This window comes from Bartonella sp. CL71SXKL (assembly GCF_042194935.1).
Taxonomy (GTDB): Bacteria; Pseudomonadota; Alphaproteobacteria; order Rhizobiales; family Rhizobiaceae; genus Bartonella.
The window spans coordinates 1-20,721 of record NZ_JBHINI010000006.1; the positions used below are offsets into that span (position 1 = coordinate 1).

Genomic DNA, 20,721 nt, shown 5'->3' on the forward strand with positions numbered 1-20,721 from the left:
CTTTCAACCCGACTTTACATGCTTTAGTGATTTGGAAAAATAGGAGCAGAAAAATGCGTTAAAGAGAGCTTTAAATATCCTTTGAAAGGCATTTGAAGACCCTTTGAGAACATCTTTAAAACTCTTTGAGAAAAAATAAATTGGTACAAAACCTAGTGGCAAAATATACAAAACCCGCTGGCAAGCTACAGCTGACAAACTACACACACAATAAAAAAGTAATGGTAGCGGAGGAGGGATTTGAACCCCCGACACAAGGATTATGATTCCTCTGCTCTAACCTACTGAGCTACTCCGCCAAAATAAGCAATCATAATTGTCAATAATTATATCTTTTGCGGATATAAGGGGTAGAATAGTAAGATGTCAAGCATCGTTTTTAAGCTTTTCTCTTGTCATTCTATATTATCCTCGATATGTAAAAGTGTAATTTTATATGATAAAGTAAGGTAAGGCATGAAAATGGTGCCACGTGTAGCGGTTTTAGGATGCGGTCATTGGGGTGAAAATCATATACGGACACTCCACTCTCTCGGAGCTTTAGCAGCAGTTTCTGATATTGATAATGATCGTGCTGCTAGTTTTGCAACACTGTATGGTGTAGAGGTTGTTACACCAGATGATCTTTTTACTCATCGAGATATTGATGCGTTGGTATTAGCGTTGCCGCCACAATTGCATACGCAAAATGTGCTCCGTGCTGTTAAAAATGGTAAAGATGTTTTGGTGGAAAAACCAATAGCCTTGAATGTTTCTGATGCTAAACGCCAAGTTCAGGAGGCTGAGGCCTATGAGCGAGTTTTTATGGTGGGCCATATTTTACGTTTTCATCCGGCTTTTGAAAAAATGTGTGAATTGGTGAAAAACGGAGATGTGGGAGATGTGCGATATATTTATTCTCATAGATTAGGCTTTGGAAAATTTCACACACACAGTGATGCTTTATGGGATCTTGCCCCTCATGATCTCTCAATGATTTTGGCGTTGACAGGATGCGAACCTTCCGAAATTCGCGGTGAGGGGGCTGCTGTCGTTGATCAGATTTCTGATTTTTCTCATATTCATATGATTTTTCCAAATGGTGTGCGTAGTCATCTTTTTACTTCACGCTTAAGTTCTTATCGTGAGAGGCGTTTAACTGTTGTTGGAACAAAGGCTATACTCGTTTTTGATGATATGGAACCGTGGAGTCGTAAATTGGCAATGCACCATTTTGCCGTTTGGAAAGAAAATCAAGAGTGGGCTTTTAGCATGGATGAGCTGAATTATATTGATGTTTGTGAAGACTTGCCGCTTACTTGCGAATTACGGCATTTCCTTCATTGTATTGAAACGCGTCAATCACCTCGTACAAATGGTGATGATGCTATTGCTATTTTACGGATTTTAACAGCTGCTGATGTCAATTATGATAGATAAAAGAGATAGGTAGCGCTTTTGCATTCTTGTGATGATCAATGGAGTTAATATGCAATTCATCGACCTTGGGGCGCAGCGTGCGCGTATTGAAGATAAAATTAATTCTGCAATTGCGCATGTAGTCGCTAGTGGTAAGTATATTTTGGGGCCAAAAGTAACAGAATTTGAAGAGAAATTGGCAGAATATCTTGGCGTTAAACATGTGATTGCATGTGCTAATGGAACAGATGCTTTGAAGATGCCTCTTATGGCTAAAAATATTGGTCTAGGGGATGCTGTTTTTTGTCCTAGTTTTACATTTTCAGCAACGGCTGAAGTGGTTGCTTTGGTGGGGGCTGAACCTGTTTTTGTCGATGTTTTACCTGATACATTCAATATTGATGTTGAAAAACTTTCTCACGCTATCGAAATGATAAAAAAAGAAGGACGTCTAAAGCCAAAGGCTATTATTGCTGTTGATTTATTTGGGCTTTCTGCTGACTATGTGCAAATTGCTCAAGTGGCTGCCAAGGAAAATCTTTTTGTAATTGAAGATGCTGCTCAATCTATGGGGGGGAGAAGCGGTAATACTATGTGTGGTGCTTTTGGTGATGTGGCTGCTACAAGTTTTTATCCTGCAAAACCATTAGGATGTTATGGTGATGGAGGCGCTATGATGACCAATGATGATCATTTTGCAAAACTTTTACGCTCTATTTTGTTTCATGGTAAAGGTGAAACGCAATATGACAATGTACGTATTGGTATGAATTCGCGCCTAGATAGCATTCAGGCTGCAATTTTACTAGAAAAGTTTGTGATCTTTGAAGATGAAATGGAAAAGCGTGTAGAAATTGCTCAACGCTATTCCAATGGCTTAAGAGATATTGTTACAGTTCCAGAAATAGGAGAAAATATTCGTTCTGCTTATGCACAATATACGATTAAGGTAAAAGAACGGGATAAATTAAAAGATTTTTTACAAAAAAATTCTATTCCTACAATGATTTATTATAAAACTCCTTTACATCAACAGCCAGCTTATAAACACTTCCCTTATGTAAAAGATTCCCTTTCTGTTTCAGAATCTTTAGGAGAGTGCGTTTTAAGTTTACCAATGCATCCTTACTTGACACAAACGGATCAGGATATGATTATCCAAAAAATAAGAGATTTTTATCACTCTTGAGAGCGTGTTTTTATCCTTAAAATTATGGTCAAATCTCTATTGGTGATGCATCTTAGAAGGTATTTTTTGTTAGAGTGTGTGACCAATGTCTTTGGTATTATTTGCTTTCTAGAACCTATGAACTGTTGTTCTTTAGAGCGGAGATATGATTAGCAAGTGAATCTGCTAGACAAGAAGATATTTTTTAACAGAACGGTATGGGCTAAAAAACTTTGTCCTTTAGCTTAGCAGAAAAGTCACGTTTAATAAAAAGGATTTGGGTTATGAAAGTTACAATGAACCTTTGTTGATTTTACTCTTCATTTAAGGTGTTTTAAAAGATAACTTATTTAACAGGGCTTTTGGAGAGAAAAGTTATTTTTTTGCGAATACGTGAGGCTAGGTCATTTTTGTTTTTTGATTTTTGAATCAATGTGTTGATGGGTGATGTATTCCCCTCTTGTAGCGCTATTTGAGCTGCCAATGTTGCTGCAAGTTCTTTTGTTTCTTCACGGAGTTCTTCCAGCAATTGGTGGTTAGCAGTCGGGTCAAGCTCATGAGTTTGGATTTTTTGTAAGCGTTGCTGATAGAGTGCGATTTTTTCACGCATCATTTTTCTTTCCTTTGAAAGTGTGTAGTGTGGCGATATTTTGTTTGATTGCTATCGCTTCTTTGGTGAGAGTATCTTTTGTGGGGAGGCATAGCCGATAAAATTGTTCTGTTACTTGGCTCAGTTGTATTTTTTGTTGGGTATATTTTTTTTGCAAAAATTCATACTTTTGTTGGTTGTTTGCTAATTCTACAGCATGTTGTGCACGAAGAAAATCGTGATTTGCTTCTATTTCCGCGAGTGATAATGGCATTTTCGCACAAACATCTTTATATGCAAAATGAACGGCTTTCCGCCAAATAAAAGGAGATAAAAGCACCAGTAACCAAGAAGTGAAAGCAACTCCGAGTATAAAAAAAAGAAATGATTGAATAAGCATAATACCCCTTTTCAAATAAGAATACGTTTAAAACGGATTCCATGTCGGTTTAGGTGTTAATTTTAAATATCCTACATTGATACCAAGGCGTGCGCCGACTCCTGTACGTATTGGGATTAACAAGGTATTATGGTATTTTAGGACATGAAAACCAACACCTGCAATTAAATAGGCCGAACCTGAAATACCACCATAGCGTCTCCATAAATTATTTATGCCATTAAGATTGTAAACTAAGATCATTAAACGGGAGCCTTGGCCGCCAAAATCCCATCCTACTGAGGGACCTTGCCAAAAAACTTTATGTTGACCATAGCTTTTGGTAAAAACCCTTCCTTCGCCATAGGTTAATCCAGCAAAAAAGGCACCAGAAGCTTCTTCTCCTAAAATATAGGCATTGGGATAACCGTATTTTGAAAAAATATTTTGAATTGCAACAGCCAAACCACTGGCTGTTTTTCCAAAAAAAATATGACCAGAATCAATAATTTCTTGGAGTGAATAATGAGGCTCGTTTTGCTCTATTGGTTTTAGTTGAGCATGTGTGGTGTTTATGGTGATGAATAAAAGGAAGATTAAAGATATAATATTTTTGTACCAGTATTTGAGCAGAGAGAGAGCCATGGAGTTTTCTCCTTTTATTAGTGATAAACAAAAAGATAATATTAGAATTTTCATGCTATTCAAATAAAAAATAAGATATAAGGTTATTTAAATTCTTGAATTTATTTCTGATTTTTTAGCATGATTGTTAATATTTCCTATTATGCATCAGATGTTAAGAGTTTTTCTTTAAAATAAAGTTTGTTTTTTTGAATCTAGGAGTTTTCAATCATTATGACGTTAGATATTTCTTTGAAGCCTATGGATCTTGCTGCTTTGCTTTGTAGTCGTATTTGCCATGATTTGATTTCACCTGTGGGGGCTATTCAAAATGCAATGGAGCTTTATGATGAAGGAGGAGCTGAAGAAGATGCTTTACAATTGGTGCGTTTATCCGTTGCAAGTGCTGCTGCACGTCTACAATTTGCGCGATTGGCTTTTGGTTTTGCTGGTGCAAGTGGAGGACAAATAGATACACGGGTTGCAGAGCAGGTTGCTCAACAATATATGAAAGAAGAAAAAGCAACTTTAAAATGGCAAGCTTCTTCTTTATTGTTAGAAAAAGATGAAGTTAAACTTTTGCTTAATTTATTATTGATTGCAAATGCAACAGTTTCTCGTGGTGGTGAAATTGTTGTTATGATTTTGCAAGAAGAAAATAAACGTTCTTTTCGATTTGAGGTTTTCGGTAGAACTCTCCGTATACCCCCTCATTTTCTTGCGTTATTCCGTGGAGAAGTTCAAGAAAAGCTTGTTGATGCACATGTCATCCAATTTTATTACACAATGTTACTTGCTCAGATGACAGAGATGAAAATAAATATTGATGAAAGTGATGGTTGTATTGTTTTAGAAAGTATAAAAAAGCTTTGAATAAGAGAGAAGCGCTTAAGCTGTGTTGGGAAAAGTGGCTTCGATTGAATTTATGAGCGATAAGGTTATATGTGTAAATTTGGTGTGGTTACTTCTTAAGCTTTAAGCGCTTTCTATATGAGATTTTTGGTGTGCGAGTTTTCTATTTTTAACAGAGAAAAGATCTCGGGAAAAAATCTCGGCCCGCTACACTCCGAGATTTTACAATGTGCATGTTCACTGCTTAAGCGGTTTTTCGTACGTTCTCTTCAACTGGATCACGTAATACATAACCACGTCCCCAAACTGTATCAATGTAATTTACATTAGAAGAGACTGCTTCCAATTTTTTCCGCAATTTACAGATAAAAACATCGATAATCTTTAGTTCTGGTTCATCCATTCCACCATAGAGATGATTGAGAAACATTTCCTTGGTAAGGGTGGTACCTTTGCGTAAAGAGAGAAGCTCTAACATTTGGTACTCTTTACCGGTTAAATGAACAGGGCGCCCTGCAACTTCGACAGTTTTTGTGTCAAGGTTAACGGTGAGATCTCCGGTAACAATAACCGATTGTGCATGTCCTTTAGAACGACGAACAACTGCATGGATACGTGCAATGAGCTCATCTTTATGAAAAGGCTTCGTCATATAGTCGTCTGCTCCAAAGCCAAAACCACGAACCTTGTCTTCAATGGCATTCATACCAGAAAGGATTAAGACAGGAGTTTTTATTTTTGCCAATCTTAGAGTCCGCAAGACATCATACCCTGACATGTCAGGCAAATTCAGATCAAGCAAAATGATATCATAATCATAGAGTTTTCCTAAATCGATACCTTCTTCACCCAGATCAGTGATATAAACATTAAAGTTAGCCGACTTTAACATCAACTCAATGCTTTGAGTAACTGCTCTATCATCTTCAATTAATAATACGCGCATTTTAGATCCCTCACTTTGCTCCTTCACGAATCATAAGGAGCATTTCTATTTTATATCAGTTAGCAAAACCACTGTTATAAAAACAATTCATTAAATCAAACACTTATGACAAAGTGTTTATGAACATTTCAGTAGTACGCGTAACAATCACTACTAAATTCCCCACTATCCATGATAGTGGTTAACAAAATATTTTTATTTTTGAAAGAGGCTACAAAATTATTTTAGAAAAATCCCATATTTTTTAACATAATAAACAAAGAAGGGCTTTTTCTATAAACTTTAACTTAAAAAAAATTGTAAAAGAGCGTTATAAATTACTTTTTTACAATTTCAGTGTTTATTTACTGAGCTTTAAACCTCTTCATTTATAATGGAAGGAAAAGTTAAAGAAATAGTTATTGCTCTTTAAAGCAGATTGTATTTTCAGATGCTTTAATGCAAGGCAAAAATTATTATAATTTCAAGTTAATAGACTGTTTTTGTCGGATAGACATATAACTAAAAGATATTTTATTGGGTGTGAATGCGAGTTTTGAGTTGGCGCAATCAAGGAGTAGTGAGTATGAAGCCACGAGAAAATATGGTGCGATTGAGGATGTTTCAAGTGCGTGGAAAGCGCCGTGAAATTGCACAGCTTGAGATGATGATCGCAGAATTTGAACGAATGGTGTTAGAGTTGGAAGCACAGATTACTCATGAAGAACGTAAATCTGGAAACAATGATGTTCACCATTTTGCTTATTCTGCTTTTGCGCGTGCAGCGCGGCAAAGACGTGATAATCTGATCAATTCAATTCGTGATTTAGAACTTCAAAAAACAAACGCTGAAATTGCTCTCCATGAAGCTAATACAGAGCTGCAACGTGCACAGCTTTTGGAAGCACGAGAAAAGAAGATTGTTGCGGATGATAAGGATATTTTGATTGAATCTAATTCAATGGTTGGCTAATAAAAGCAATTATTGAAGAATCCATTCTTTCAGGTTTATCTTTTGGATATAGTATAAAACAGCCAAACTTTTATCAAGTTTGGCTGTTTTATAGATTGCTTTATGTTATCAAATCGTAATCAATGGCAACTTAATGCCTGTAGTGTTGAATCTTGGTCGTTCGTAATCCCGCTAAACCGTGTTCATCGATTAAACTTTGCCATGAAAGAAATTCTTCTACAGTCAAAGTATAACGGTGGCACGCTTCGTCAAGACTTAACAATCCACCTCTGACAGCCGCAACAACTTCAGCTTTGCGACGAATCACCCAGCGCCGTGTTGTTTGCGGCGGTAGGTCGGCAATTGTAAGCGGACTTCCATCTGGCCCAATAACATATTTCATTTGTGTTTTTATCAAGTTGCTCATTCGTATCCTCTACCTTTAGTCAAGGACTTGATTCGTTTATAGAGCATGAAATTTAAAAAAGAGCTAAAAGCGCTGAAAGAAAAAATTAATTATGTAAAAAGAAGCTCAAGTTGAAGTGTGTAGAAGAGATTCTTGCAATATTTTACCGGATTTTTCAAAAGAGCAAAAAAGGATTTCTCCTAAACGATTGCCATTATGCCTTATTTCCATCATTCTTTTTTTGTTTGCAGCAGCTCTTAAGAAAATAATGCCTATGGTTGTGGAAAGGATAAAAAAATAATATAAAGACAATCAATCGTGTAAAAGTGCTGAAGAGCGTGCATCAGAATGTCAACATATGGGTAGCCATTAAACAGAGCAGTAAATAGAGAATGAATACATGTTTTTAAACAGTCTTGATTTACCAGGACAACCTGAAGATTCTCGCATTGTTGTTGCAATGTCGGGGGGGGTTGATTCATCGGTTGTTGCAGGTCTTTTGAAAAAGGAAGGATATAATGTTATTGGCATTACGTTGCAGCTTTATGATCATGGGGAAGCAACGCATCGGGTGGGGGCGTGTTGTGCAGGACAAGATATTGAGGATGCACGCCGCGTTGCAGAAACACTAGGAATTCCTCATTATGTTCTTGATTATGAAAAGCGCTTTCGCGAAGCTGTTATTGATCCTTTTGCAGAAAGTTATGCTCATGGAGAGACCCCAGTACCATGTATTGCATGTAATCAAACGGTTAAGTTTGCTGATTTATTAGCAACGGCACGCGAATTGGGGGCAGATGCTTTGGCTACGGGACATTATATTCGTTCGCGTTCCAACGGAGTGCATCGAGCACTCTTTCGTCCTCTCGATAATGATCGTGATCAGAGTTATTTTCTCTTTGCAACGACACAAGAACAGATTGATTATTTGCGTTTTCCACTTGGTGACCTTCCAAAAGCCCGCGTTCGTGAAATGGCAGCAGAAATGGGCTTTGTGGTTGCCAATAAGCATGATAGTCAGGATATTTGTTTTGTTCCACAAGGAAAATATTCAGATGTTATCGCAAAACTGCGTCCAGAAGCAGCTAATCCTGGCGTTATTGTCCATATTGATGGAAAGATTTTAGGTAAACATTCGGGAATTGTTAATTATACGGTTGGTCAACGTCGTGGTATTGGGGTGTCAACGGGTGAAGCGCTTTATGTGGTTTATCTCGATGTGGAAAATGCACGTGTTATTGTTGGACCGCGTGAAATGTTAGAAACGCATAAGCTTTTTTTACGTGATGTGAATTGGCTTGGTGATGAGTCGTTAGATAATTTCCCTTCTCAAGGTATTGAGGTGGCTGTAAAGGTGCGTTCAACGCGTCCTCCTCACCTTGCGCGCTTACATTATAAAGAAGGTATTTTTTCCGTTGATTTATTGGAATGTGAAAATGGTGTGGCACCAGGGCAAGCTTGCGTTCTTTATGATGGAAATGGTCATGAGGCGCGTATTCTTGGGGGAGGATTTGTAACACATTCAGAACGTGCAGCTGATACTGAAATGATGTTGAAGCGCGTTTTATGCAATCTCGAAACAAAAGATCCTGTTTCCTCAGAACTAAAAACAACAGCTTTATAAAGCATAGTAAATTGATTTATAATGATATTTTTTAATCTTAAACTTGAATGAGAGACTTCCGGAAGATTTTCTCATTGAAAGTTTGTTTTATGATTGAATCCATCAAAATTATATCTTCTGCACGTCATAAGCGGGGTTAGGGTGTGGAAAGTGATGATAAAGAAAATGTAAAAATGTTTTTTATCAATGCTTTCAAAGGCTAGGGGACGGCAATATTATTGGAGACTGATAGATAACATACAACATTGGGTATGTTTTATAACTTGAAGTGTTATCATCTTTAGTGGTCAAAGTTGGTAAAATGAGCAAGTGCAATACCTGAGGCTGTGGCAACATTAAGGCTGTCAAAACCGTCAGTCATGGGAATACGTAAGGTGTTTGATTGTTGTAGTATATGGGGTGGTAAGCCATCGCCTTCTGTTCCAAAAATAAGTGCCATTCTTTTGGTTTTGTTGGCTTGCTTGAGAGTGTGTGAGGCAGAAGGGGAGAGTGCATAAAGATGAAAGTTTTCATCGTTTAGAGCAGCTATAATGTCATCTATATCAGCGTTTTGCGTATAGGGTACTTTTAAAGCAGCGCCGGCAGACACTCTTATTGATTTGCGATAAAGTGGATCGCATGAGGTTTTGTCGACAATAATGCCATTACTGGCAAAGGCTGCTGCATTACGAAAAATTGATCCCATATTATCGTGATTCGAGATACCACATAAAACAAGAATCAAAGCTTTTTCTGGAAGATGTTGTAAAAAACTTTGTAAGGATGGCAGTATTTTGCGTTTACCAATACCCAGAACACCACGATGAACATGGAAGCCGGTGATATTATCCATAACTTTTTGTGGAACGCAATAAATGGGACATAGAGGCTGTGTTTTTTCTAAAAGCGGTAGAAGTCCAGAGAGACGGTTTGCTACGATGAGCAGTGAGATGGCAGAAAACTCTTTCGAATGTAGTAATGCGGACAATGTTACTTTGCCTTCAGCAATAAATTGATGTTGCCGTCCAACAAGATCTTTTTCACGGATATTATGATAGGCTTTTAGGCGTGGATCATCTGTTTCATTGATTGTTGTGATATTCAAATGCATGCGAGATTTTTAGTGCTTTTTTCTTATGATTTCCAGATGTTAGAATTTGTTTTATTTAAAAAAAAGAGATAAAAAAACATTATTTTAAAACTTATGGTAGAATTTGTATTGACAATATGCAACCATAGGTATAATGTAAAAATACTGATACGGAATCATATATTTTTTCTCGTATCGGGTGCAGTGTCTTGGGTCCCCGCTATTTCCCAAGTTCTGTATGCCCTTAATTTCTAAGGGAAAAGAATCTGGGTCCCCAATGCCCAGATTCTTTTTTTTTGAGGGTAATCATTGTTCTTCTTTTTATATCTAAATTTTTTAGTAAATCATATTTTAAAATCCAGTTGACCTGTAAAGTTACCGTAGAGTGCTAAGATATTTTTTCTAAGGTGCAACGATGGCTTATAGATGGGGTATAATGCACATCATAAGACTGAAAAATAATGCATGATCATGATAGATTTGAGCAAAAACAAGTTTTTCGTTTATGAGAAGTGAGATGGCTTTAAGTTATTCAGAAAACGATTAATAATGAAGGTTATGTGTTTGATTGCTCTTGGGAAAGCTCTTTTTTCTATTATTTTTTCTCTTCTTTATTTATTGGTGCTGTTCGTGTAACTGAGCAGTTTTTACGATAATAATGGTGAGCTGAGGCGTTTATTGTATGATGAAGCTTCTGTAATATTGAGGAAAGATCGTCGTTATGCCAAAAGTATAATGATATGGTTGAAAATATTAATTCCCTATTTCGTGAAGAAAAGGATGAGGTTCATGGATGTAAAAATCAATATACAAAGCTTGACTTTATACTCTATTTTTATTGCGTGTATTGTTTTTGCTTTGAAATATTGGACATATCACATCACAGGTTCGGTTGCACTTTATTCTGATGCATTGGAATCAATCGTTAATATCCTTGCGTCATTGGCAGCATGGTGGGCTGTTAAAGTGAGTATGAAGCCAGCAGATCATGATCATCCCTTTGGGCATCATAAAGCGGAATATTTTTCCGCAATTCTTGAAGGGGTACTCATTATTATTGCCGCAATTGTTATTTTAAGAGAAGCATGGATAGCTCTTTCTACCGTTAAATTGTTGCAGAAACCTGGAATATGGCTTGTTATTCATCTTATTGCAACTGTCATAAATTGTATGTGGGGAATGGTTCTTATTTGGCAGGGAAAACTCCATCGCTCACCGGCTCTTAAAGCTGATGGAGTGCATTTTATAACAGATGTTTTTACTTCGCTTGCAATTTTAATTGGTTTGATTGCCGGTTTTGTCGGAGGATGGGGAGCTTTAGATCCAATTTTAGCGATAATCGTTGCCGTTAATATTCTCTTACAGGGCTGGAAGGTGATTAGAAATGCTGTTCAGGGATTAATGGATGTTGGCGTTGAATTGAATGAAAGCATGCGGATTCGGGAACTGATTTCTGCAAATGCATCGGGTGCGCTTGAGGTCCATGATTTACGGACGCGTGTTGCTGGAAGGGTTACTTTTATAGAGTTTCATTTGGTTGTGCCTGCTGTAATGCAGGTAGGAGAAGCACATAAAATTTGTGATAAAATCGAAGCTGTTCTTCAAAAAGAATTTGATAATGTGCGTATTTCTATTCATGTCGAGCCTGAAGATGAGGCAAAATTGCCTCCTGGTACAACGGTAATCCCTTTTATATAAAAAGTTTTTTTCAAATTACCTGTTATGTTATGAGGACTGTTTTTTATGATGGGGTGATTCATACCTCTCGAAAATACAATGATGCTCTTTTGTTGATTTAATTTTTGCATCAATCAAGTATACAAGGTTAAACAGAGTATTTAAGGCAAGATTTATTCTATTTCGTTAAAACACTGTCATTTAAGGTGTGGTGAGATAAGGCATATAAAATTTGATCTATTAAGTGTTTTTAGAGTATGGAGTAAATATTCAAAATAGGACTTGCCGGTGTATTCTTTTGTAAGTGAATCTCATGAAATGGTTAGCAGCTTAAATCCATTTAAGAAAACGGATCGTTTACAGACTGTCGGGAGTAGATGTTTCGTTTCTTAGGGCGAGGAGGAGTGAAGCCTTCGTAATAAGTTTAATGAGATTTAATTATAAATTTTGTATAAAAGTTATGAATAGGGTTTTAAAGTTTGTGATCATAGATTAATCGTCATTATTGTTGCTAATAAATGTGTTGTTTTATCGATACAATGTGTTCTGTTTAGAGTGTTCTTTATTGCATGAAGGATGGGGGACTCATTAAAAGATGAAAAAACAAAAATCATGCTCATAACTCTACTCTTTAAAGGATATTATTGTCGTTACTGTAGAAAATTGTAAAGCTGAACTAAAGAATGATGCTAAAGATAGAAACTGGTTTTTAATTGATGCCTTCATATTTTCATTCCAATCTGGCATCAAAATTTTACAAGGACTCGTACAGTACTGGTGCATCCTAATCATAATATGCTGCTATATCAGGGCTATTTTAATTTATAGATAATAACAAAAAGCAAAGACTTTATAAGGAAAAAAAAGCTATAAAGTCAAAAATTTATATGCAATAAATTAGAGAGGTAGATCGAATTTTTATAGAATACTTTATGAAACAACCACCAAACATATCTGGCTTTACTTTTACTTATTTTTACAAACGTTCGTTTGTGTCTTTTGCGTTATATTCGTAAAGATCAGATTAGCGGTAATCTAAAGATAACTCTTGGTTGAGAATATGAAAGGAAAGCGTGATACTATAATAGAGTTTTTTCTGTCTTTATCGTTCAACCAGTAAAAGTGATTACAAATCCGTAATTTCTCCAAAAATGATTTTGTCATACTTATAAACAAAGTTAGATCAAAACGACTTTTTTCTCTTAAAACTGTAAACAAATATATTGTATCCGTATAGCTTGAACGAAGTTAGATGTTTACCTGAATAACGACAGTATATATTTTAAGAATAGAGAAGATATTTCATATCGCTATGATGTTATTCAAGAGCTCTTAAAACAATGATTCCTGGTGTTTTTTCAACATAATTCATAAAAGGAGAATCAACGACTTTTTCGTTTTCTTTTCGTGAAGAAGCATTTCTTAACATTGGCCCTTTATCTGTCATGATAAAGAAGCCCACATGTGTTACATCTAATCCAGCAAGTTTCGTATAAATACCAATGAAATCACCAGACTGTAAACGACCTATAACCTCCTCATTAATAAAGTTACTTGGAATATACGTTATTGTGCGTTTCACAACTGGCAACCCAGGTAGATAGCTTCCACCATCAGCTTTTTTATTGAGATATTTTTCTATTTTTACCGCATGGGGACTTATTTCAGCGGTAATATCAGTGGCGAGTTTATATTCTCTATAAGCCCAATCCGTAAAAAAATGTTTCCGATTTAAAAAATGAACATTACCGTTAATATAACGCGTTTTTATGACGTTATTTATGAATTCTGTTTGGGATGTTGATTTGCGCAATGCTTCAACATAATCCAGATAAGTGAAGCAATCTAAGCCTCTAAAATCAATAATCAGTTTTTCTGGTGTATTTTCTGAGCCATGTAACATATTTGCTTGGTAAGGTGTCCCTAAAAAAGCTTCAGAAAGAAAGTCAATTAGTGCCCCTTTTTCCTGATAATTTGTTTCTGAACGTTTTTTGAGAAGAGCATTTAATTTATTTAGAGTATAGGGATCTAGGTTTACGTTGGTTGTTTGTTGTGTTTTTATTTTATTTTCTACAGTACTCTCTTGTGAATCAGAATCCTGAACATCACATCCTGTTACCAACATTAATATGAGAATTAATAGGGATATTTTTCGCATTTTATACACCATTTTGAATTAAAAATTCATGACGAACTATTTCTAAAAGTGCTATTTTTTAAATGCTTATCATGATCATCGTTAGATTTAATGCTAGCATACAATCATTAAGAGTATCAATGAATATAAAGATAAAATCATGGTTTTTAAGGTTACACAAATTGCAAACGATATGAATCTTTTCTAAGATTATAGAATTAAAGGATTTTTCTCTATAATATACTTATTTTTTAATCAAAATTATTGTCAAATAAATATTTTTTAAAATATGATGAGCTTTTTACGTTGTTAAGCTATTCTGGTGTTGCTGCTTTAACTTTATAGCATATTCTGAGGGTAAGAAAATTTTTTAAGAGCTTATCTTTTAAAAGGTTTCAATTACTATAGGATATCTAACGTATCCAATGGAATTGAGATTCCTGAAAACGGTGGGATGAGAGGGGAAAATGATGTCTGATAAAATTCATCGTAATGTCTCTAAAACTATTGGAAATACTCTGTGTTTCATGAAATTTTGTTCATGAGTTTGTCGCACAAATATTTTGTTCGTATAATGCAAAAAAAATTTTTATTCTTTGACAATGAGATAGCAACTAAAGATACACCAATTAAAACGTAATTTTACAGTTTTATCTTGACTCTTACTTAAATTTTTACTTTGTTATTATTTTGTATGTGAAAAGTATACGGTATAGAATACTTTTAAAAGGAAAAGGGAGTTAAAAGATAGCGGGGGAGTCATTGTATGCGTAAAATAGTGTGTATGTTATGCAAGACCAAATGCTCAATCCGAAATTTGTTCAGCGTGGGCTCATTTTAGTGTTCATCACTTTATTGTTAGATATTCTTTGTATTGCGATCATTTGTCCTGTTTTGCCTGAATATTTTTCTCAATTAACTGGAAAAGAGGTCAGTACATCTTTTGTAGAAAGAGGAAAATTACTTGCAGCTTATTCAGTGATGCAGTTTTTGTTTGCTCCTGTTATTGGCAATCTCTCTGATCGTTATGGTCGTCGTCCTATTTTGCTTCTCTCTATTATCTGCTTTGCTCTTGATAATCTCATATGTGCTATAGCATGGAGCTATTCTATGTTATTTATCGGGCGTCTTTTGTCAGGGATAAGTGGCGCTAGTTTTGCAACTTGTACAGCTTATCTTGCGGATATATCTGATGATAAAACCCGTACACGCAATTTTGGTTTGTTAGGCATTGCATCCGCATTGGGGTTTATTTTAGGATCGTTTATTGGTGGTTTTTTAGGTCAGTTTGGTCCGCGTATTCCGTTTTATTTTGCTGTTGGTTTTTCACTCATTAATTTTATTTTTTCTTGGGTTATGCTTCCAGAAACCCTTTCTTTATGGAATAGGCGCTTTTTTGATATTAAGCGGGCAAATCCCTTAGGTGCTTTTTGGCACCTGAAACAATATCCGATGGTTCTTTGGGTGTTATTGGTCTTTTTTCTTTATTGGTTTGCGGAATCTGTATGGTTAAGCATTTGGGCGTTCATTGCAAAAGAACGCTATGATTGGAGTTCTTTTTCTATTGGACTCTCCTATAGTGTTTTTGGGATAGGCCAATTTATTGTAGTCGCTCTCTTTTTGCCTTATTTTTCTAAACGATGGAGTGATTGGCATATTGTTATAGTGGGGCTTTTGTTTGCCTCCGTTGCTATGCTGGGCTATACATTCGCGACGCAGGGGTGGATGGTTTATATGGTTTGTATGTGTACAATGCTTGAATATCTTGTTCATGCACCTATACGTGCGATTGCTTCAGCGCAGGTACCGACAAATGTACAAGGAGAACTGCAAGGAGCGATGACATCTGTTATTTCATTAAGTTTAACATTTGGTTCTGTTTTTTATGTGTTTCTTTTTGAATGTTTTACAGATAAAAATGCACTGTTTTATTTTTCAGGTGCTCCTTTTGTTGGAGGCTTTTTTCTTCTTGTCGTTGCGACAGTTATTTTTGCCTTGCGGGTACGTTAATTTGTTGAGAGAGGCCGGTACGTACTATTTTGCTAGAAGAATGCACAAGATAAACAAAATGTATCATTTTATAGGCAGAAAGTTTTTTGTGATATTTGTTTAACAAAGTGTTATATAAAATATCGATATATCCTTCTCATTTAGTGCAAATAATTTTTTTTATTTTGTGATATTGTTTGTATAGGGGAGTCCGTATTTTTTCTATTGCTTGCAAATTAATATCCAGTGCTAATGCAGCAGCATATTGAAAACAAAAGATTAAAACGTATCTGCGTTAGATGTATCAGTATTGTATGAACAATTCCAAATTTTATATGGCAAATTGGAAGTAAATATTGCTTATATTTGTTGGCATAACTTCTGGAATCGAAAGAAAACCTCATTTTGGAAGAATATAAAGTTGTAAAATTGAAAAGATGTTTTCTGTTTTGCTATTACTTTTTTATTTGGCTTTACAGTTTTCAAAACCATCTACGGCAATATCTTTTAAAAAGTAGAGATTTGTTGCATTGTTTCACACTTTAATTTTTTTTTATTCTTTAGGAGGAGTTATGCTTCTCATGCAAAATAGAATGCTTAAAATTGTATTGTGAATCAAATGCTTATTTGAAGTTTAGACACTTTACTCTTTTTAAAAATAGTTTTTATCGATACACTTACCTTGCTTGGGGGGAGAAGCCAATGATTTTGATGGATACGACCTTAAGAGAAGAGGAAGGAGAAAAATTTAAGTTATTCAGTGCGCTCTTTTTAGTTTCAGAATGATAAATAATAATACAACTTCAATAAGTTGTAGGTATAAAAATAATATAATTGTGCGTAGGAAGATGATATAATTTAAAGGAGAGAAGTTAAAAGGTGAGGCTTTTTATTTTAAGATATTTTTTTATAATTCATAATGAGATCACAAAAATGCTGAAAGAGGTAGTGGCTATCTTGTGGTCCAGGAGAAGCTTCGGGGTGATATTGAACAGAAAAAACAGGTTTTCCAATGATTCGAATACCACAGTTTGAACCATCAAAGAGAGAAATATGTGTTTCTTGAACATGTTGTGGTAAAGAGGAAGAATCTACGGTAAAACCGTGATTCATCGATACAATCTCAACTTTTCCAGTGTTAAGGTCTTTAACTGGGTGGTTGGCACCATGATGTCCTTGGTGCATTTTCACGGTTTTTGCACCAACCGTAAGAGCGAGAAGTTGATGACCAAGACATATTCCAAAAATTGGCAAATTATGATCAATTAATGTTTTAATCGTTGGAATGGCATATTGAGCTGTAGCTGCGGGGTCTCCTGGTCCATTAGAAAGAAAAACGCCATCAGGGTTCATTGCCAGAATTTCTTTTGCAGTTGTGTGGGCCGGCACAACAGTAATGCGGGCTTTTTGTGTTGCCATAAGGCGAAGAATATTGCGCTTAATACCGTAGTCAATTGCAATGATATGAAGATTGTGCACATTGTTTGTACCGTATCCTTTATTCCAACTCCATGGTTTTTCATTCCATTGTATTGATGATTGAGATGTCACGTCTTTCGTAAGGTCAAGATTGACGAGACCGTGCCATTTTTGCGCACGTTTCTTTAAAGAAGGAATATCAAAGTTTCCATTAGCATCATGTGCAATGACAGCATTTTGTGCACCTTTTTCACGAATAAGAATTGTGAGTGCACGTGTATCAATACCACAAAGTGCAATAATTTTACGCGTTTTAAGCCATTGATGAAGATTTTCATTGGATCGATAATTTGAGGGATGTGTAATATCTGCTTTGAAAATAGCGCCAACAGCACCATGACAATTGAGAGGAGAGAGATCTTCAATATCTTCGCTATTTGCCCCTACATTTCCTATATGAGGAAAAGTAAAATTAACGATTTGTTGTGTGTATGATGGGTCGGTGAGGATTTCTTCATAGCCTGTGATGGCGGTGTTAAAACACACTTCAGCTTCAGCGATACCTGTAGCACCTGCTCCTTTGCCTTCAATAACGGTTCCATCTGCTAAGACTAAGAGGGCTGTCGGTTTTTTGATACTCCAAGGGTGGCTGGGTGAAGTTGCTTGTATCATAGTATGTATCCACAATTTATTCTCTGAAAGGTATAATGACCAACTTTACACAAAAATCATACCTTTAACAGATGCTGTGTATATTATTCTGGTAACGTTTCGCTTGAAATAGGCAGTATAAGTACATTCCATGAAGAGGTAAAGTCTTGTTTTAGCTTTTCGAAGATCGAGTCCTTAATTATTTTTTTATCTTCCATTGCAAGATGGATAAAGATTGGTTAAAAGGCATATTCTTCTTGAACAAAATTGGATAAATTTATGTTGCGTAACCAGATTGATGGGGCTCTTAGGGCTGCTTTGAAAGTGCAAGATAGTGCGCGTCTTGCTACACTTCGTTTAATGAATGCTGCAGTTAGGGATCGTGATATTCTTTATTATGATGAGGGGAAGCTAGAAGTGGATGATCAGCAGATACAGTCTGTTTTCACTAAAATGCTTCAACAGCGTGAAGAATTGATGCGAGCCTATAAAGAGTCTGGTTGCTTGGAATTGGCAGAGAGAGGACAAGCAGAAATAGAAGTTATTCGTGAATTTCTTCCCTATCAACTTAAGGAGATGGAAGTAGAACAGGTTCTTTGTGAAGCTTTAGCACAAACAAAGGCTGAAAAATTACGCGATATAGGTAAGGTGATGGCGTGGCTTAAGGAACGGTATGCGGGGCAAATGAATTTTTCTAAAGTGTGCAATAGTCTTCGTAAAAAATTGCAATAGATCTTGTTAATTCAATGGGATGAGAAAATATTTTTTATTGTGCGTCACCTTTATAAATCAGTAGGATGTTGATAAATATCATTTATTTTTTATATACATACTATTATCAAAAAAATATTTTTTTGAAATCAACGAAGTTTTTTTGGAGCTCATAGAGCAATAAACATTCTTTTATGTATTATATTTTTCTGTTCTTCAAAGCTGTTAGATCATTAAAAAACAAAAAGGTTATAGAGTTTTTACTTTTTAAAAAAGATCTATTATTTGCACTGTTAAAAATTTTAAACAGGATGATTAAGTTAATTGATACAGATTTCCAATTTTGGGGAGTGTATTATTGTCTTTTTTGCTGTTTCAAAGCATTTGTTTGATAAAGAGTTACCATATTTAGAGTAGTGATTATTCGGTAAGAAATTTAAATATAGATGGTTTTATCAATATGGCGTGTATCTTTTTAATTCAAGTGCTGGTTTTAATGATAAGAAAATCAGAATTTTAGAACGTTTTTTCTAGGGGAGACATTTTTAAGCTGAGTTTATGAAATAAAAGGATATTTTGAAAAGAAGTCTTTGTTTTTAATGTGTTCTTGAGATAATTTTGAAATTCTTTTCTCTGATTAAATCCCTTATAAGCTATATGAAATCTATAAGTTATGCAGAATAAAATGAGTAACCTCTATTTGTGGGGATACAGTGGTGAATCTGTTAAAAATAGTTCAGTTAGCAACAATGGCTTACCCGTTAACCGCAAACGGGAACGGCGTGCCCATAGTGCACCTTGTTGACCAATATGAATGTAATCGCGGGTTAATTTGTCATTGTTAAATAAATAATGTCCTAGAGGTACAGTTCCCAAATGCATCAAGGCTTGATTGTGTAGGAGGGTTTCTTGTGGAATTACAGTGCGTCCAAGGAGCCAAGGTTTATTATCTCCCATTAATATGATTTCGCGTAGCCAATAACGCGCACTTTCGGGGAGATGCTCTGCTTCTTCTGTTAATTTATCTTGCGTAATAAAACATTCGCGTTGTGGTTGAACTTGGAGGCAGGTACAATATTTCTTTAATCGAAGCGTCATCGAGCCCGATTCCATGAGCCAATCGCGAACGTTTTCTGGTATTGGAGGATTTTGATCAGAGAACCACTTTAGAGGCGGTAAGATGGAATCTTCAAGATCAGACATCGTTTTACTCCACAGCTAAAGTCTTATTCCATATGTTATGTTGGGTTAAATAGATAGCTCTATTGTAATACAAGGAGTATAAAAGCAGCAAGATTTTAACAGGAAGATATCAAAGGGAAAGTCGATTGCAAAGGTCTTTAAAAGAAGATATGCGGGAAGTATATATTATAGGATTATTTTCATTAAAAAAGCAAAATAAGGTATTATGTTTTATCCAAGGCGCTTTCACAATGCGTTACGGAAATTTCTTTATCGCATGAGAGCAATGGGAAAAATGTTTCGTACTTTAAAATTCGTTTGTAACGCATATAAAGAAGAGCTAAAAATTCATCTATGCAAGATGATATAAAGAGGAAGTTTTAAGAGGAACAAAACTTTATTTTATACTTTAGAAAGTGAAGAGGTATTCAAATCTTTTGAATTGAGATGTAAAGGGGATCGTATTCTTTATAATCAAGAAATTTATATTAATGCATATATTTTTGAAAACTTTAAAATACATTATATTGTTAAAAATTACTTCACATAACATAATTTGTAGTAATTCTATAATAAAGTTACATTAATATTATTTCATATTTATTTTATATACTATTTTCTTTCATAGATTAGAAAAAATTCTTTATCATTTTGTTCTTACCGTTTCTCTTTATTTCTTAAGATACAAAAAAGCTCTTCGAGTTTTCTTGGTAAAAAGGGCATTGTTGATAGAGTGTAAGCTATTAAGCATTATACGGTAGAATTTTTAATCATCGTTAGTGATTTTTGTAACCTTATGAATTGTTATTACAGTGAGATATGCTGGATTTGCGCACGTGGTACAAAAATCAGTTCGTATTTCGTTAAAATAACGCAACATATCTCTCCTGATATGCGTAAGTTTATATAGGTATGAAATGGTGCGTTATAAAGTTCTGTACTGCATTTCGTTTTATAATACGGTGATGG

General features: G+C 35.3%; 17 protein-coding genes and 1 tRNA gene. 8 read left to right on the plus strand and 10 right to left on the minus strand.

Annotation, left to right across the window (positions count from 1 at the left end):
* Positions 1–222: 222 nt before the first annotated feature.
* Positions 223–299: transfer RNA gene (locus ACFILA_RS04375), tRNA-Met, on the minus strand.
* A 163-nt stretch (positions 300–462) separates the two neighbouring features.
* Here ACFILA_RS04375 and ACFILA_RS04380 point away from each other — a divergent pair.
* Together ACFILA_RS04380 and ACFILA_RS04385 are read left to right on the plus strand one after the other, a co-directional pair.
* The gene (locus ACFILA_RS04380; protein WP_375660760.1) at positions 463–1,419 is read left to right on the plus strand and encodes a Gfo/Idh/MocA family protein; all 957 of its coding nucleotides are present in this window, start codon (positions 463–465) and stop codon (positions 1,417–1,419) included.
* 49 nt (positions 1,420–1,468) lie between these two features.
* Complete coding sequence (locus ACFILA_RS04385; RefSeq protein ID WP_375660761.1) at positions 1,469–2,587, plus strand: DegT/DnrJ/EryC1/StrS family aminotransferase; 1,119 nt, start codon at positions 1,469–1,471, stop codon at positions 2,585–2,587.
* A gap of 325 nt (positions 2,588–2,912) precedes the next feature.
* Here the strand turns inward: ACFILA_RS04385 and ACFILA_RS04390 are convergent, their stop codons facing one another.
* The 3 genes from ACFILA_RS04390 to ACFILA_RS04400 are packed head-to-tail and all read right to left on the minus strand — an operon-like array spanning position 2,913 to position 4,179.
* Positions 2,913–3,179 (minus strand): hypothetical protein, encoded by a 267-nt coding sequence (locus tag ACFILA_RS04390; protein ID WP_375660011.1) that lies wholly within the window; start codon positions 3,177–3,179, stop codon positions 2,913–2,915.
* Positions 3,169–3,555, minus strand: a complete 387-nt coding sequence (locus ACFILA_RS04395) for a hypothetical protein (protein ID WP_375660727.1) — start codon at positions 3,553–3,555, stop codon at positions 3,169–3,171. The genes ACFILA_RS04390 and ACFILA_RS04395 overlap by 11 nt, the downstream gene beginning before the upstream one ends.
* A gap of 27 nt (positions 3,556–3,582) precedes the next feature.
* Positions 3,583–4,179 carry a DUF1134 domain-containing protein gene (locus ACFILA_RS04400; RefSeq protein ID WP_273790821.1) on the minus strand — a complete coding sequence of 199 codons (597 nt, stop codon included), beginning with the start codon at positions 4,177–4,179 and terminating at the stop codon, positions 3,583–3,585.
* Between the two features lie 213 nt (positions 4,180–4,392).
* Here ACFILA_RS04400 and chpT point away from each other — a divergent pair, with 213 nt between their 5' ends.
* On the plus strand, positions 4,393–5,031 hold the full coding sequence (gene chpT, locus ACFILA_RS04405) for a histidine phosphotransferase ChpT (RefSeq protein ID WP_375660728.1): 639 nt from the start codon (positions 4,393–4,395) through the stop codon (positions 5,029–5,031).
* Positions 5,032–5,254: 223 nt separating this feature from the next.
* Here chpT and ctrA read toward each other — a convergent pair whose 3' ends face one another.
* The gene (ctrA, locus tag ACFILA_RS04410; RefSeq protein ID WP_375660729.1) at positions 5,255–5,956 is read right to left on the minus strand and encodes a response regulator transcription factor CtrA; all 702 of its coding nucleotides are present in this window, start codon (positions 5,954–5,956) and stop codon (positions 5,255–5,257) included.
* Between the two features lie 565 nt (positions 5,957–6,521).
* On the opposite strand from ctrA, the gene ACFILA_RS04415 reads away from it, so the two are divergent.
* Complete coding sequence (locus tag ACFILA_RS04415) at positions 6,522–6,908, plus strand: flagellar export protein FliJ (RefSeq protein ID WP_375637668.1); 387 nt, start codon at positions 6,522–6,524, stop codon at positions 6,906–6,908.
* Positions 6,909–7,038: 130 nt separating this feature from the next.
* Here ACFILA_RS04415 and ACFILA_RS04420 read toward each other — a convergent pair whose 3' ends face one another.
* Positions 7,039–7,314 carry a DUF1153 domain-containing protein gene (locus ACFILA_RS04420; protein WP_273790817.1) on the minus strand — a complete coding sequence of 92 codons (276 nt, stop codon included), beginning with the start codon at positions 7,312–7,314 and terminating at the stop codon, positions 7,039–7,041.
* A gap of 379 nt (positions 7,315–7,693) precedes the next feature.
* On the opposite strand from ACFILA_RS04420, the gene mnmA reads away from it, so the two are divergent.
* The gene (gene mnmA, locus ACFILA_RS04425) at positions 7,694–8,917 is read left to right on the plus strand and encodes a tRNA 2-thiouridine(34) synthase MnmA (protein WP_273790816.1); all 1,224 of its coding nucleotides are present in this window, start codon (positions 7,694–7,696) and stop codon (positions 8,915–8,917) included.
* Positions 8,918–9,197: 280 nt separating this feature from the next.
* On the opposite strand, the gene ACFILA_RS04430 is transcribed toward mnmA, so the two are convergent.
* Positions 9,198–10,007 carry a TrmH family RNA methyltransferase gene (locus ACFILA_RS04430; RefSeq protein WP_375655117.1) on the minus strand — a complete coding sequence of 270 codons (810 nt, stop codon included), beginning with the start codon at positions 10,005–10,007 and terminating at the stop codon, positions 9,198–9,200.
* Positions 10,008–10,775: 768 nt separating this feature from the next.
* Here ACFILA_RS04430 and ACFILA_RS04435 point away from each other — a divergent pair.
* Positions 10,776–11,684 (plus strand): cation diffusion facilitator family transporter, encoded by a 909-nt coding sequence (locus tag ACFILA_RS04435; RefSeq protein WP_375631194.1) that lies wholly within the window; start codon positions 10,776–10,778, stop codon positions 11,682–11,684.
* Positions 11,685–12,981: 1,297 nt separating this feature from the next.
* Here the strand turns inward: ACFILA_RS04435 and ACFILA_RS04440 are convergent.
* A complete protein-coding gene (locus tag ACFILA_RS04440; protein ID WP_375623436.1) occupies positions 12,982–13,821 on the minus strand; it encodes a DUF1460 domain-containing protein in 840 nt (279 codons plus the stop codon).
* A gap of 768 nt (positions 13,822–14,589) precedes the next feature.
* Here ACFILA_RS04440 and ACFILA_RS04445 point away from each other — a divergent pair.
* The gene (locus ACFILA_RS04445; protein ID WP_273790812.1) at positions 14,590–15,810 is read left to right on the plus strand and encodes an MFS transporter; all 1,221 of its coding nucleotides are present in this window, start codon (positions 14,590–14,592) and stop codon (positions 15,808–15,810) included.
* Positions 15,811–16,683: 873 nt separating this feature from the next.
* Here the strand turns inward: ACFILA_RS04445 and carA are convergent.
* Positions 16,684–17,880 carry a glutamine-hydrolyzing carbamoyl-phosphate synthase small subunit gene (gene carA / locus ACFILA_RS04450; RefSeq protein ID WP_375660730.1) on the minus strand — a complete coding sequence of 399 codons (1,197 nt, stop codon included), beginning with the start codon at positions 17,878–17,880 and terminating at the stop codon, positions 16,684–16,686.
* A gap of 258 nt (positions 17,881–18,138) precedes the next feature.
* Between carA and ACFILA_RS04455 the strand changes: the two genes are divergently transcribed.
* A complete protein-coding gene (locus ACFILA_RS04455; RefSeq protein WP_273790810.1) occupies positions 18,139–18,591 on the plus strand; it encodes a GatB/YqeY domain-containing protein in 453 nt (150 codons plus the stop codon).
* A 675-nt stretch (positions 18,592–19,266) separates the two neighbouring features.
* Here ACFILA_RS04455 and ubiC read toward each other — a convergent pair.
* Positions 19,267–19,773 carry a chorismate lyase gene (gene ubiC, locus ACFILA_RS04460; RefSeq protein WP_375660731.1) on the minus strand — a complete coding sequence of 169 codons (507 nt, stop codon included), beginning with the start codon at positions 19,771–19,773 and terminating at the stop codon, positions 19,267–19,269.
* Positions 19,774–20,721 lie beyond the last annotated feature (948 nt).